Source organism: Cohaesibacter sp. ES.047 (assembly GCF_900215505.1).
Classification (GTDB): domain Bacteria; phylum Pseudomonadota; class Alphaproteobacteria; order Rhizobiales; family Cohaesibacteraceae; genus Cohaesibacter.
Genome location: NZ_LT907844.1, coordinates 1,729,967 through 1,744,133, shown reverse-complemented (window position 1 = coordinate 1,744,133; position 14,167 = coordinate 1,729,967). Strand labels below are relative to the sequence as shown.

At 56.1% G+C, this 14,167-nt stretch carries 11 protein-coding genes and 1 pseudogene; 8 read left to right on the top strand and 4 right to left on the bottom strand.

Going from position 1 to position 14,167, the window contains the following annotated elements:
- The first annotated feature begins 3 nt into the window (after window positions 1–3).
- On the top strand, window positions 4–945 hold the full coding sequence (locus tag CPH65_RS07805) for an ABC transporter permease (protein WP_096176300.1): 942 nt from the start codon (window positions 4–6) through the stop codon (window positions 943–945).
- Complete coding sequence (locus tag CPH65_RS07800) at window positions 942–2,225, top strand: amidohydrolase family protein (RefSeq protein WP_096172969.1); 1,284 nt, start codon at window positions 942–944, stop codon at window positions 2,223–2,225. The genes CPH65_RS07805 and CPH65_RS07800 overlap by 4 nt, the downstream gene beginning before the upstream one ends.
- A 24-nt stretch (window positions 2,226–2,249) precedes the next feature.
- Here CPH65_RS07800 and CPH65_RS07795 read toward each other — a convergent pair whose 3' ends face one another.
- The 4 genes and pseudogenes from CPH65_RS07795 to CPH65_RS07780 form a co-directional block, all read right to left on the bottom strand.
- The gene (locus CPH65_RS07795) at window positions 2,250–3,245 is read right to left on the bottom strand and encodes an HlyD family secretion protein (protein WP_096172968.1); all 996 of its coding nucleotides are present in this window, start codon (window positions 3,243–3,245) and stop codon (window positions 2,250–2,252) included.
- Window positions 3,246–3,318: 73 nt separating this feature from the next.
- A complete protein-coding gene (locus CPH65_RS07790) occupies window positions 3,319–3,732 on the bottom strand; it encodes a hypothetical protein (RefSeq protein WP_096172967.1) in 414 nt (137 codons plus the stop codon).
- A gap of 72 nt (window positions 3,733–3,804) precedes the next feature.
- Window positions 3,805–4,595 (bottom strand): annotated as a pseudogene (locus tag CPH65_RS07785) (glycosyltransferase family 2 protein); the annotation flags it as partial.
- Window positions 4,595–6,406 carry a response regulator gene (locus CPH65_RS07780; RefSeq protein WP_157747559.1) on the bottom strand — a complete coding sequence of 604 codons (1,812 nt, stop codon included), beginning with the start codon at window positions 6,404–6,406 and terminating at the stop codon, window positions 4,595–4,597. The gene CPH65_RS07780 and the pseudogene CPH65_RS07785, both read right to left, overlap by 1 nt.
- A gap of 332 nt (window positions 6,407–6,738) precedes the next feature.
- Here CPH65_RS07780 and CPH65_RS07775 point away from each other — a divergent pair, with 332 nt between their 5' ends.
- The 6 genes from CPH65_RS07775 to CPH65_RS07750 all read left to right on the top strand — a co-directional run bounded on the left by CPH65_RS07775 (window position 6,739) and on the right by CPH65_RS07750 (window position 14,062).
- Window positions 6,739–9,087, top strand: a complete 2,349-nt coding sequence (locus CPH65_RS07775; RefSeq protein WP_172891482.1) for an ATP-binding protein — start codon at window positions 6,739–6,741, stop codon at window positions 9,085–9,087.
- 17 nt (window positions 9,088–9,104) lie between these two features.
- Entirely contained in the window at window positions 9,105–9,512 is a 408-nt protein-coding gene (locus tag CPH65_RS07770) for a response regulator (protein ID WP_096172963.1), read from the top strand.
- Complete coding sequence (locus CPH65_RS07765; RefSeq protein ID WP_096172962.1) at window positions 9,509–9,886, top strand: Hpt domain-containing protein; 378 nt, start codon at window positions 9,509–9,511, stop codon at window positions 9,884–9,886. Before CPH65_RS07770 ends, CPH65_RS07765 begins: the two co-directional genes overlap by 4 nt.
- A 46-nt stretch (window positions 9,887–9,932) precedes the next feature.
- Entirely contained in the window at window positions 9,933–11,192 is a 1,260-nt protein-coding gene (locus tag CPH65_RS07760) for a response regulator (RefSeq protein WP_096172961.1), read from the top strand.
- Window positions 11,193–11,525: 333 nt separating this feature from the next.
- Window positions 11,526–11,906, top strand: coding sequence for a hypothetical protein (locus CPH65_RS07755; protein ID WP_096172960.1), 381 nt, complete (start codon window positions 11,526–11,528; stop codon window positions 11,904–11,906).
- Window positions 11,903–14,062, top strand: coding sequence for a pyrroloquinoline quinone-dependent dehydrogenase (locus CPH65_RS07750; RefSeq protein ID WP_244574568.1), 2,160 nt, complete (start codon window positions 11,903–11,905; stop codon window positions 14,060–14,062). The genes CPH65_RS07755 and CPH65_RS07750 overlap by 4 nt, the downstream gene beginning before the upstream one ends.
- Window positions 14,063–14,167: the final 105 nt, after the last annotated feature.

Here is a 14,167-nt window from a genome sequence, read left to right as displayed (position 1 = left end):
ATGATGGAAGCTCTCGACATCCTTCTGACCACCAGTTTCTGGGTCGCAACCATCCGCATTGCTTCGCCGCTGATCTTTGCCACAATGGGCGAACTGATCTGCGAACGCGCAGGCGTCCTCAACCTTGGCATCGAAGGCATCATGACCGCAGGCGCCTTTGCTGGCTGGGTAACGGTCTATCTCGGCGGCGATCTCTGGTTCGGCATCATGATCGCAGCCTTCATCGGCCTGTCAATCGGCGCGCTGCACGGGCTGCTTACGGTGCCGCTCGGCCTGTCCCAGCATGTCACAGGCATCGGCATCACCCTGCTGGCCACGTCGCTGACCTATTATATCTATCGCCTTGTGCTGCCCAAAGTGACCTCCCCCCCGAAAATCGACGCCTTCGAGCCTTTCGCGATCCCCGGCCTGTCCAGCATTCCGTTTTTGGGTGAAGCGCTTTTCACCCAGACACCACTCACCTATTTCGCCTTCCTCTGCGCCGGACTTGTGGCCTATATCCTTTACAAGACCCCGCTCGGCCTTGCGGTCCGTGCCGTGGGCGAAAGCCCCGAGTCCGTTGAGGCGCAGGGCATTTCCGTCGTCGCCATGCGCATGGGGGCGGTGATGGTCGGCAGCGCTTTGATGGCCATCGGCGGTGCATTCCTGACCATGTCTGCCTTCAACTCCTTCTTCTTCGAGATGGTAAACGGGCGCGGCTGGGTCTGCATCGCGCTGGTGGTCTTTGGCTCATGGCGGCCGGGCAAGGCTCTTCTGGGCACGATCCTGTTTGCCGCCTTCGATGCCTATCAGGTCCGCCTGCAACAATTGACCGGTGGCGTCATTCCCTATCAGGTCTTCCTGATGATGCCCTACCTTCTATCCATTCTGGCCCTCATTGTGATGGCCCGCCGGGCCACCTATCCCAAGGCCCTGATGGTTCCCTACCAAAAAGGTGAAAGATGAGCTTCGATCTGATCGTCAAGGGCGGCAGTCTTCCCGATGGAAGACAAGCCGACATCGCGATTTCCAACGGCGTGATTGCGGCCATCGAGCCAAACATCGAGGCCGAGGCCGCAGAGGTCATTGACGCCAGTGGCAATCTCGTCGCCCCGCCGTTGGTCGACCCGCATTTTCACATGGACGCCACGCTCTCCTACGGCACCCCGCGCATCAATGCCTCCGGCACCCTGCTTGAAGGCATTTCCCTGTGGGGCGAGCTAAAGCCGATCCAGACCGAAGAGCAGATCGAAGCCCGCGCCCTCACCTATTGCGACTGGGCCGCCTCCATGGGCCTGCTTGCCATTCGCAGCCACGTCGACACGTCGGATCGGGACGGTCTTAAGGGCGTGCGCGCACTCCTGTCAGTCAAGGACAAGGTGAAGGACTATATCAACCTGCAACTGGTCGCCTTTCCGCAGGATGGCTTCTATCGCGCCGCGGACGCGAGAGCCTGTACCATCGAAGCGCTTGATATGGGCGTCGATGTGGTCGGCGGCATCCCCCATTTCGAACGCACCATGGAAGACGGCAAACGCTCGGTCACCGAGCTTTGCGAAATCGCCGCCGAGCGCGGCCTCATGGTCGACATGCATTGCGATGAAAGCGATGACCCGCTGTCGCGCCATATCGAACAGCTTGTCTTTGAGACCCAGCGCCTCGGGCTGCAGGGACGCGTCGCAGGCTCGCACCTCACATCCATGCATTCGATGGACAATTATTACGTCTCCAAACTCCTGCCGCTGATGGCGGAGGCCGAAGTTTCGGCCATTCCCAACCCGCTCATCAACATCGTGCTGCAAGGCCGCCACGACACATACCCCAAGCGCCGCGGCCAGACTCGCGTGCCGGAAATGCTGTCCTACGGTATTCGCGTCGGCTTTGGTCAGGATTGTGTGCTCGATCCGTGGTATTCGCTGGGCACCGCAGACATGCTTGATGTCGCATTCATGGGTCTTCACGTCGCCCAGATGACCAGCCCGGACGATATGCGCCGCTGCTTCGATATGGTCACCAAAGAAAGTGCCGCGATCATGGGCCTAGAAGATTACGGGCTCGACGTAGGCAAGAAGGCGAGCATGGTCATTCTGGATGCAGGCAACCCGATCGAGGCCATTCGCCTGCGTGCCGACCGCCTCTGCGTCATCGCCAAGGGCAAGGTCATCGCCCAGCGACCCAAGGGCGATATGCGTCTCTCCCTGCCCGGACGCCCCGATAGCATCACGCGCCGCCACAAAGCCGACTGAGCAAGGCAAGTCCGGCCACTTGCCTCACCACATCAAGCGGCTGGATACACTGACTTTTTCATAAAGAGGGAACTGGTCCGGTTCGACCAGTCGGATCCTTGCCAACTGGCTCCGCTCGCGCGGCTTGAAATTGCTCTGGAACTCCTGCGGCAGCATATCCGAGACGGGCAGAATGGCATCGATCACCCCTGCCACCGACTGCCTGCCGCTGGAAACGTTGACCTCCATGCCCACCTCGATGGCAAAGAGATAGCGGCGCGGCAAATAGGTCAACACATAGGCGTCCCCCGAAAAGATCGACACCATCGGATCTCCCGAGCGATAGACCGAACCTGGGACCGGAACATGCGCTCCCACCGTACCGGTGACCGGCGACCGGATCACGCCTTGTGAATAATGATCCTGAAGGTTCTTCAAAGCCATATGCGCCTCGGTTCGGGCCGTCTCCAGCGACGCCATTTGATCGGACAGCGTGTCCTGATCCGCCATCAATCTGGCCAGCTGCGAGCTCGCGTCGAAGCTTTCCGCCAGAATGTCATGATACCGCTCGTTGCTGAGGTTGCCGCTGCTTTTAAGCCCCCCAACCATATCCAGAAGCTCACCGGTCTTTTGCTGGCGTTCCTTGGCAAGAGGCAGCATTCGGTCTGCGATCTGCTTGCGCAGACGAAACTCGGCCGATCGCTGGATCAGATCCGCCTGCCGCGTTGAAAGGTCAGCCAGCCGCTCCAGTTGCTCGGGCGACGCGATGTGGAGGATTTCTTCCCCCTCGCTGACCACGGCCCCCGGCGTCACGGCAACCTCGTCAATGCGAGAGACATAGCTCGCTGCAATCACGGTCTTGTCGCGCATCACCAGACCATCCCCTCTGAGGAAAATAAGATCACCCCAGAAATAGTTCGCAACGAAAAAGACAAAGACAATCAGCAAGCCCAGATAGATCCGGCGACCAAGTGAACCTGAGTGGCGGCGTGACTGGTTGACCAGATTGTCGGACCGCGGACGCTTTTTAAGACTTCTCATATCAAGACCCTCCTCTGGCAATGGTTGGCCGATAAGACGTTCGGCATCAGATATGGCATGTTCGTTTCACCCCTCATTCCCTGACATCGTGAACCTTGTCGGGCACATAGCTATCCTTGTAGGAACTGCGGAAAAACCACTCCTGCCCATAGGCCAGCAATCGGATGATCCTCAGAAAATTGCCATAGAAGATGCTGTAGCCGGCAACGAACGGGATAAGCTGGAACGACTGGGCTTTGGGCGTTGCAAAACCGGCGATGAAGAAAACAAGGAAATCGAGCAAAAACAGGCCAATCTGCGCGCCCAAAAGGACCGGCAAGGCCAAATCTCCATAGGTTGCAAACAACCAGACCAGATAAAAGGGCAAAGCCACCGCAGCAATGACATTGAAGATCAGGAACTCCAACTCATGCATGAGTTCCAGCGGCCTGAAACCAGCATGGAAGGGGTTCATCAGCCCGACATGCTTGCGATAGCGAAGACGCACGGCATCCCGCTCCCAGCGGAACCTTTGCTTGACGAGCGCGGTCGCTGTTTGCGGTGGATCGGTATAGCAGATTGCACCGGCCGCAAAGGCGATCTTCCAGCCCTTCCGCCGAAGCCGCAAGGTGACATCAAGATCCTCGCCGCCCCCGGCATCCAGCCCCCGACACCCCGCAAGGCCGTCGCCCGAAAAGCCGCAAAGGCTCCCGACGCACATGTCACCTGATCCAACATATACTGCACCCGCTTGCCCAGCGAAATCGAGATCAGATACTCAATTGCCTGAAAGGCCGACCAGAGGCTTTTCTCCTGCGCCCTGATAAGGATATTGCCTGAAACCGCGCCAATTCTCTCGTCCACCATTGGCGCAACAATGCTGCGAAGCGCATGCCGGTCAAACGAGCAGTCACAATCCACATTGACGAGAACATCGCCGTCAGCAAGTCGTTCCGCCAGATTGGTTGCCGCAGATTTGCCCGCCCGCAAATGGGTGCAGTGCACCTTTTGCACGATCCCCTCCACCTGCAAACGGCGCAGGGTGCGGGCCATATTGTCCGTCGAGCCATCGCTGATCACCACGATCTCATCCGGCTTCAGGCTTTGTTCCCACAAGCTGCGAGCGCAGCGTTCGATGGAATTTTCCTCATTATGCCCGGCGATGATGACGGACAGGCGCCCGTCCCAAACCGTCGCGCCATCCGATGTGCTGGCCACATTGTCGTCGCTTCGCGTCGTAAAAGCCGCCACCAGAAAGGACAGGGCATAACGCGGCACCTCGAAAAGAAGCACAAACCAGTAAAGCGCCAGCAGGCCCGCTGGGCTCTGGGCAGAAAGGAAGTCAATTCCGTCTGCAAGATGGCCCGACATCAGAACAGGTCTCCGGGGCCGAACACGGCAATCCGTGCCTTGAGATCATCCCGCAGCCCTTGCCCGGCCCGCGCAATCAGATCGTTCGTCATTGTCTTGAAACGGTCCGGATCGGTCTGGTGCAGCAAGGCAAAATCGAAGGAATGGCCTCGAACACTTTTCATCGTTGCCCCGACCTGAGCGGTTGCAAAGAGGTTGCGCAGATTCTCTAAAAACTGCTCCCGCATTTTCCGGAACAGCCGCGGCCCGTGTTCCCGCTCCAGCTCCCGCGCCCGATCATACCTGATCTCCAACAGGGCAAATGGCGTGCCCGTTTCGTTGAACTGCCGCGCGGCCTCATTGAGAGCCACCACCAGATCAAGTGGCAGATCCGAGAATTTGAGGACATTTTCGGTGAACCCCAGATAAGACTGACCAGCACGGAGGAAATCGACAGCCTTGTCCGTCAGACTGAAGCCGAACACATCCCGCGTCCGAATGGCATCGCCATCGGTGTGAGCCCCGCAAGCAAGGCACACGAACCCGATGTTGGGCTCGGACGTCGAATGGTGACAGGATTGGCAGGTGATGACCGTGCCCGGTTTGTCATAGTCGCTCCCGAAATGCAGCAGGCGTTGGCGGCATTTGGGACAGACCAACTCATCCCCTTGCATGAAATCCGCTTCGGGCGCCTGATGGGCGCACTTGAAGTGATGCAGATAATTGTCCTCGTGCAGGTTCGAAGACCGGCAGGTTGGGCATTCCTCGCGCACATTGAACTGGGAACTTCCGCAGCCACCGCAAGTATGAAAGCGCTCGAAAAAGGCAGGCTTCAAAAATCCGTTCTCAGCAAGTTTGCCAGCCTCCTCCAGCACGATCCGGCTTTCCAGCGATATGTTGTAGATCACCGCCTCAAGGCTCTGATAGGAATAGAACGGCTCCAGCGGTCGGCTGGATACATAAATGCGCGCCAGCAGCTTGTCGGCCAGAACCTTGGACATGAGAATGTCGCGGTGAAGCGCATTGCGTCTTTGGTGAAATCTCTCGATTGTCTCCTCGATGACATTGCCAGCGGTCACGGCCAGCTTCGAGGCATCCACATCTGCCAGAGGGCCAAGACCTCCGACAAGATCAATGAGAGGAAGCAGATGCAATCCCGGTCTCTGCCACAAACTGTCAAGGGACGCTGCCGTTGCGGCTTCTTCGATCAGAATGCCATCATATGCCCCCGCCCCTTCATCAGCATCCGGCCAACCCTCAGACCCAGCCTTGTCCTGAAAGTCGGCTGGCCAACGCAGAAAGTGGCAATCAGAGCCAATGCTTGACAGAACCGAATGATGAACCCGGTTCGACTTGCGCGTCGGGATCTGCTCGAAAGCCTCGGGCTGTGGATCAGTCTTTGGTCTAGTCCCTTCTGCAGTTTTGCCTTGCTCCGGGCCCAGCCCTTCTTTGCCGCCAATCTCATCGACAAGCGAAAGGATTTCCTCGACATTGAGAGGTTTGGGAATGATCCGGTCGAAATGCTCGCAATTGGACCGATGTGCCAACAAGCCTTCTACATCGCCCGTCACGGCAACAAAACACGGTAGCGGTCGATTGCCAGCCTCGGACAGGAATTGCGCCAGCAGGTCAACGCCATCCAGCTTGGGTAGGTGATAGTCGAGCAATGCGACATCATAGATCTTGCCCCGCAAGGCCCGCAGAGCTTCTTCTCCATCATCAACAATATCAACGAGATGGCCACGTTGAGACAGGACCAGTTTGATCAGATCCTGCGTGATCGAACTGTCTTCAGCCACCAGAATCCTGAGCCCGTCAGACTTGATATCCATGGGCTCGGTGGAATCTGCAATCGGTTTGATTTGATGTAAAGCAGTCATCGAGTTTCTACTAATCCTGCAGCTTGCCTAACAAAGAGTGTTAACCATCAAAATCTCACTTCTAAGTTTTCAAAAAGTTACCATCAACAACACAAAACAAGATTTTGATAAAACGGATCGTCTACTTAAGTAAAAATATGAATATACAAAAATAATTTTGGACATTTATAATAATAATTATATTTTGATTGCAATTTGATCGCTTAACTTTTTCTACATCAGCCGAATGAAATAATAAGAACAAGACATGTATGAGCACGCCCTTCTTTTTGAAATGTACAACAATGAACATTTACGAAGAAAAAGACATAAATATTTCGGATAGCATTTTCACGCCTTTTCTTGCTATGGCGATTGGTCTTGTTTTGTGTACGTCGATTTTTGTCGGTTTTTTACAATACTGGCAAAATCAGGAAACGAATATTTCTAGAGAGAGTGAAAGACTTGACTTCGCGGTTCAACAGGCCGCCCGTGATCTGAAGATCGCAACAGACGATGCCAAGCGCAATGTCAGGATGCTTGCCGGAACCCCTCCCATTCAGGGCATTCTGAACGCGCGCGCCGAAAGCGGTAGCGAACAGATCGCAAACATCAAGGAAGCCGTCTGGAAAGACCGACTGGCCCAGATCTTTCTCTCACTGGCAGAAAGCAACCCGGATCTCTTGCAGATCCGTCTGATCGACAAGACAGGGATGGAACTGGTCCGGATCAACAATGGCCAAGGCAATCCCACACGCGTCAAAGGCAATGGTCTGCAGGACAAGAGTACTCGGGCATATTTTGCCGCAACATTGGCCGACTTGCAGGACAGGGTGCGTTTTTTCGGCATTGACCTGAACCGTGAACGCAATGAGATCGAGACGCCCCACGTTGCCGTGATGCGCGTGGCCAGCAAGGTCTATGGGCGCGACGCTGAACTGCTTGGTGTCATCGTCATCAACACCAACATGTCCCGGGTGATCAAACGGCTGACGAATGTTATGGAGCGGGAAAAGATTTTCCTGATGACCGACAAAACCGGTGCCTATCTCTCTCATCCCGATGAAACGAAAACATTCGGTCGCGATCTGGGGACGCCCTACAGATTGCAGAAAGAATATCCGGCCATTGGCCAATTGCTCCAAGGCGCAGCCCACTCAGCCAAAGGCCAAAGCTGGAGCGTGCAAACCGATGACTATCTGGCGCGAGTTGCACGGCTGCATCTTTCCGAGGAATTGCAGCACCACTCCATTCTGATCGCAGCTGTCGCGCCGATGTCTTTATTGATGGAGCAGAGCATTGTCATGCGCGACCAGATCATCGTCATCACACTGATGCTGGTTGTCGTGGCGACGATCATTGCCTCCATTCTGACCCGCTACATGGCCAGCCCCTTGCAATTGCTGACCAAGGCAACATCGAACCTTTCAATGGGAGCCCCACTTGAAAGCTTGAAGGTCGAAGGCCGGAAGCGCCGCGATGAAGTCGGTATCCTGCTGCGGTCCGTCTATCAAATGGCGGCCAGCCTCGAAGAGAAGCAGGAACGCATCAAAGCCATTCTTGCGACAGCAGAAAACCCGATTCTGTCGATCAACAAGCGCGGGATCATCAAAGACGTCAATCAGGCCACAAGCAGTTTGTTCGGATACGACCGCGAGGAAATGATTGGCAAAAATGTTTCGATGCTGATGAATGCCTATGATCGGGAGCGACACAACGACTATCTGAGGCGTTTCGCCAGCGGAGGCAAGCCCAATATCATCGGCGTCGGACGCGAGGTCACCGCCGTTCGCAAGGATGGTTCATCGGTTCAGGTGCATCTGGCCGTCAGCAAACTGCGCGTCAAAGGCGAGACCTATTACACCGGCATCATGACCGATCTGACGGAGCTGCAAAAAGTCCAGACAATGAAAAGCGAGTTCGTCTCGAAGGTCAGCCACGAGCTGCGCACACCCCTTACGTCAATCAAGGGGTCTCTTGGTCTGGTTCGCTCGATCATGCCCGGCGATCTGCCAGAGCAACCGCGTAAAATGCTCGATATCGCCTACGACAACTGTGACCGGCTGACCCATCTGGTCAACGACATCCTCGACATGGAAAAAATCGAGGCCGGCAAATTGACCTATGACGTCGAGCCAATCCGGATTGTGGACCTTCTCGAAAGAAACATCCGTGAAAATCGTGCATACGGCCGCCAGTATGGTGTGTCACTCAAGCTTGAATGCCATAGCCAAAACCTTGTTGTATCGGCCGACCCGTACCGTATCGAACAGGTCATGACCAACCTCATATCGAACGCCGTCAAGCATTCACCGGACGGCGGTGAGGTGCGGATCGCTGCGGAACGCGAAAAGGATCGCTTGCACATCTCCGTCACGGACCATGGCAAGGGGATCCCGGCAGCCTTCCAGGAGCAGGTCTTCGGGAAATTCGCCCAGGCAGACAATTCCGGCAACCGGCGCACAGGGGGGTCCGGACTGGGCCTTGCCATCTCGAAAGAAATCGTCAGGGCACATGGTGGTGACATCAGCTTTGAAACCGAGGAGGGCGTGGGCACTACCTTCCATGTGCGCCTCAAGGTCGCTGAAACGTCCGCACTCGAGATACCCGAAGAACAAGACACGACAACGGAGCCACTAAGAGGCATTGCCTAAAAAGGAGGCTGAAAACAATGCAACAGCAACTCAAACGCATAACCTATGTCGAGGATGATCCAGATATTCGAGCGATTGCCGAACTCGCGCTCGGCTCCCTTGGCGGTTTCGCCATCGACCTTTGCGCCAGTGGTCAGGAAGCGCTTGAAAAAGTGCCACAATTCGCCCCAGACCTGATCCTGATGGACGTCATGATGCCGGGCATGGATGGAACCGAAACATTCGAGAAACTGAAAAAAGACCCCGCCTCAGCCAACATCCCGGTGGTGTTTCTCACAGCCAAGGCTCAGCGCCACGAGGTCAAGGAATATCGCGACAACGGTGCCATTGACGTGATCATCAAGCCATTCGATCCAATTGAATTGCCCTACAAGGTATCCTGCATCTGGCAGAACTATCTGGGTGAGGAGCGCGCAACAGGATGATTGAGCAACTGCGGGCCCTGATCAAGAGGCATTGCACCACGCTGGGACAGGAACTCGCTGAGATCGATCTCAGCCTGACCCGGCTCCACTGTGCTGGAGACCAGTGCCAGCACATAGCCATTGAAGCCGCAGACCGTGCACACAAGGTCAAGGGCAGCAGCGGAACCATCGGGTTCAACGAAATCAGCCAGTCGGCCGCCAAACTGGAACGATATCTCAAGGAACTGGGAAACACGGCAGGCCCGATCACCCAGGAACAGGAAATAAGGATCGAAGCATTGTTCAGCGACCTCAAGGATCTGGTGGAAGAAGCCAGCCCCGAACAATCAACCCTATACGATGCCCAGATCCCCGCCTTTCAAAACAGAAAGTAGAAAGTGGGCCGTATCAGACAGCAAGAAAGATCAATGGAGAGAGTGAATGAAAACCGACATGATGAACGCATTGAGCGCGCCTCCGCACCTCGATAAACAGCACAACCGGCAGAAACCGCAGGTTCTGATCGTTGATGATGACAATGAACTGAGAGAAATCCTCGGACTGTTTGCCGACTATGAAGGCTACGAAGTCGTTCTGGCTGCAACGGGCGAAGAAGCGCTCGCGGCCATTGAGAACGAAACGCCCGATCTTGTGCTGCTGGACCTTGTCATGCCGGGAATGAGCGGGTACGACGTTCTGTTGCGTGTCAAGGAGCTCTATCCGCATCTGGATCTGCCGATCGTCGTCGTCACGGCGCGTGAAGAAACCAGGGATCATGTCGAGGCTCTGCAAAGCGGTGCCGTAGACTACATTGAAAAGCCTGTCAATTTCACGATCCTGGGCGCCCGCATGTTCGCGCACATTTCTCGCAAGCTCGCCAAGGAAGAGTTGGCCGCCGCCAACGAGCATCTCGAAGAACTGGTGCAGGAGAAGACCCACGAACTCGAAATCGAGCAGGAATATCTCAGCGCCGTTCTCGACAATGCGCAGGATGGCATCATCGCCTGCGATGACAATGGCCTTCCGGTTCTGTTCAACAAGAGCGCCAGCGAAATGCTCGGCATCGAGAATTCTCTCAGCCTTTTGATGCCTCTGATCACCAGCCACCGCTTGTTCAAGGCCGACGGCGTCACGCCGCTGGACATGGGCAACAGCCCGCTGACACGGGCCTTCAATGACAACCACAAGAACCAGTCCGAGATTGTCGTTGATCGTTACGGCGATACGCCACACATTGTCAGCACCCATGGCCGCTCGATCCTTGATCAGCAAGGCAAGAAGATCGGCGCCGTCATTTCCCTGCACGATGTCACGGATCACAGAACAGCCGAGCGCCAGGCAAGTCACAATGCTGCGCAGATCGACGAACTGATCCAGAAAATGCCGTTGCCAGCCATTGTGATCAACGAACAGGGAGAGATCCTTCAGGCCAATCACCAGATTTCGTCAACACTGGAGAAAGATCCCGAAGACCTCGTCGATCAGAAGCTGTCATCTCTTCTGACGACGCAATCGCGTCACCTTGGCAGCGAGCCCGTCCGCACCGGATGGTTTGTGAAAGGCTTTGTCAACGCCACCGAATGCCAGTTGCAACAGGAGACCGGCGAGAGAGTGACGACCATGCTCTCCGGCTACGTTCAAAGTGACGAAAACGGCGAAAACTGTCGAATGATCCTGTTCTTTTCGCCTCAGACCGACTGACACGCTCGACCGCCTCTGGCTTCCTCCCCCGATGACCAGAGGCAGAGCCTGACAGCACATCAGGCACACAGAAAAGCCGGCAAAGTCCCCCTTGTCACGTGTTGGCTGCGTTTCCGTGCGCAGCCACATCGAGCGTCGACACCTTTTCAAAACAATCTGCACAAAAACGGAACAATCCCATCACCGAAACGTTTAACGGTTGCAAGTCCTCGGCGAAAGAAAGTTCGCTTGGTCTTTGATTGTCTCGAAACGGCCCTCATGACAGGCGCGTTCCCAAGCTGCTGCCACCATGAAGGTTGAAAGACAGAATACAAGCATCCGAAAGGTTTCATCATGAATGCCATTTCCCAACGGTATTCACTCGCCACAGGCCTGATCCTTCTGGGATCAGCGGCTGGGCTGGGAATATCGCTTTATTATTATCTGACACCACTGACTGGCGTGAACGGGACGATTGGGGCGGCCCTTGTCATCTTCTCGACCGGCATCATGCTTCTCGCCGCACTCATTCACCCTATGCTCCCTAAAGGGGCTTTCCGCTTTACGGTCAAGGCCCTGATCGTTGCCGACATTCTTTGCACGATCGCAGCCGGATATTTTCTCCATGAATGGTGGCTTATCGCAGCCATGGTCGTCGCACTGATCGGTGCCATATGGGGCGTAGCAGACAAATCCCAATCAAGCACACATGGCGCGAAAGGAGCTGTAGCATGAGACAGCAAACACTAGGCGTCCTCCTCGCCAGCACGGTCTTCCTGTCCTTCGGGTTACAGACATCCGTCGCTCAGGAAACAAGCGAGACGGAAAAACCGCTTACGGTTTCCCCAACAATGTCCGCACCGTCTGCAACACCCGACGCAGAAGCAGACACTGAGGCCGCCACAGAGTCTGAAAACGCGGCTGAAAACGCGGCAGCCAACAGCAATTACGTCGCGCCGGCCCCGATCCGGGATGTCGACGAGGCGATCGTCGAGCCGATCCTCAACACCGAGCCGCGCGACAAGAAAAGCATTCCGCTTGTGCCGGATTCGCCCGTTTGGGACAGCTTCCACGGTCAGTTGAGCGCCCAGAAATACTCCCCCCTCAGCGAAATCAACGCCAACAACGTTGGCGATCTCGAAAAGGTCTGGGAAGTCCACACCGGAGATATCTCGGATGGTAGCGGCGACCTGCCGGCAACCGTCTGGTCGGCAACCCCGGTTTTTGCCAACGACACCCTTTATATCGGCACCCCTTTCTATCGCATCCTTGCACTTGATCCGGCAACCGGCGCGCAAAAATGGGCGTTTGATACCAAATCGACACTCAAGGCGCTCACCCAGCCAGCCCTGAAAAACCGTGGTGTGGCCTACTGGCAGGCAGAAGACCCAGTCGAAGGGGAAGCCTGTCAAAAAATCGTCTACATCGGCACGATGGATGCCCGCCTGTTTGCAGTTGACGCAGACACAGGCAAGCCATGCGCCGATTTCGGCGACAATGGTGCACTCGACGTCAACCAGTGGAACACCCGCAAGGATCGCTTTCCGCTGTCCATGCTTCAGCCACCAACCGTCACCGACAATCACCTGATCATGGGCTGGGCCGGCAGCGATTGGCAATATTCCGAAGCGCCACCGGGCGCGGTCTTCTCGGTTGACCCGCAGACTGGCGAATTGCAGTGGTCATTCGACACGATCCCTGAAAACATCCGCCAGCAAACGGGTACGGCAAACGTCTGGACTGCCATGTCCGTGGACGAGGCTCTCGGGCTTGTCTACCTACCGGTCGCCTCGCCCTCTCCCAACTATTGGGGTGGCAATCGCAAGCAACAGATCCCCTATGCCACATCAACGACAGCACTCGACCTTGATACAGGTAAGGTTGTCTGGTCGCGTCAGTGGGTCCATCACGACGTCTGGGACTATGACATCAACTCCGCCCCGACCCTGATGGATATCACCGTCGACGGCAAAGAGATCCCGGCACTGCTTCAGGCCACCAAAATGGGCTTCTTGTTCGTGGTCAATCGCGAAACCGGTGAAGACGTCTGGCCGATCGAAGAACGCCCTGTGCCTCAGGGCGACGGCAGCGTCGAGGGTGAGGTTTATGCCGCAACGCAGCCCTTCCCGACCAAGCCTGCCCCGCTTCTGGATCAGTCGAAAAAACCTGATGTCTGGTGGCTTGCCGATCTTGTCGGCGGCGGCTCCTGCTCGGCCCTGTTCGATGATCTCAGCTACAACGGCATGTATTCCCCGCCGACCACTAAAGGTGAAGGTGTACTGACCTATCCCGATAGCGCCGGTGGCGTCCAATGGGGTGGCGTGGCCTTCGATCCGGAAAGCCAGACGGCTATCGTCAACACCAGCCACATTGTGCAGTATATCAAGCTCTTTGCCCGCAAAGACTATGATCAAATCAACGGCAGTTCGGGCAACGAGCAGGGCTTCCACCCGCAGCTTGGCTCGCCTTATGGCATGTCGCTGATGAATGCCATGAACTGGCTCGGCATGCCTTGCTGGGAGCCTCCGTTTGGTGAACTGGTCGCACTGGACATGACCACCGGTGACGTGAAATGGCGCAAGCCAATCGGTGAATCCCAGAGATACGGCTTTTTCATGCCAGAGAGCATGGGCTCCCCGACGATTGGTGGTCCAGCGGTTACCGCCGGCGGCCTCGTCTTCATCGGGTCCACCATGGACGGCAAGGTCAGAGCCTATGACCTCAAAACCGGCAAGACGCTGTGGTCCGACCAACTCGAAGCCCCGGTCGTCGCCAACCCTGCCGTCTATCAATATATGGGACAAGAGTATGTGGCCTTTATCAGCGGCGGCAACTCGATCCTCAAGCCGACGGTCGGCGACCAGATAGCGGTCTACGCCCTGCCGAAATAAGACATCGGGATCAACAGTCCAACCACCATAAAGGGGCGCCATCCGGCGCCCCTTTTTATGTGCCTGCCCTTTGCTCGCGCAATCAGACGCTCCCAGCCAGTGCGG

Bases quoted from the DNA above. Each gene is read 5' to 3' on its own strand.
- CPH65_RS07765 (WP_096172962.1), top strand. From the start codon at position 9,509: ATGATTGAGCAACTGCGGGCCCTGATCAAGAGGCATTGCACCACGCTG.
- CPH65_RS07775 (WP_172891482.1), top strand. From the start codon at position 6,739: ATGAACATTTACGAAGAAAAAGACATAAATATTTCGGATAGCATTTTC.
- CPH65_RS07755 (WP_096172960.1), top strand. From the start codon at position 11,526: ATGAATGCCATTTCCCAACGGTATTCACTCGCCACAGGCCTGATCCTT.
- CPH65_RS07805 (WP_096176300.1), top strand. From the start codon at position 4: ATGGAAGCTCTCGACATCCTTCTGACCACCAGTTTCTGGGTCGCAACC.
- CPH65_RS07800 (WP_096172969.1), top strand. From the start codon at position 942: ATGAGCTTCGATCTGATCGTCAAGGGCGGCAGTCTTCCCGATGGAAGA.
- CPH65_RS07795 (WP_096172968.1), bottom strand. From the start codon at position 3,245: ATGAGAAGTCTTAAAAAGCGTCCGCGGTCCGACAATCTGGTCAACCAG.
- CPH65_RS07750 (WP_244574568.1), top strand. From the start codon at position 11,903: ATGAGACAGCAAACACTAGGCGTCCTCCTCGCCAGCACGGTCTTCCTG.
- CPH65_RS07760 (WP_096172961.1), top strand. From the start codon at position 9,933: ATGAAAACCGACATGATGAACGCATTGAGCGCGCCTCCGCACCTCGAT.
- CPH65_RS07770 (WP_096172963.1), top strand. From the start codon at position 9,105: ATGCAACAGCAACTCAAACGCATAACCTATGTCGAGGATGATCCAGAT.
- CPH65_RS07780 (WP_157747559.1), bottom strand. From the start codon at position 6,406: ATGGATATCAAGTCTGACGGGCTCAGGATTCTGGTGGCTGAAGACAGT.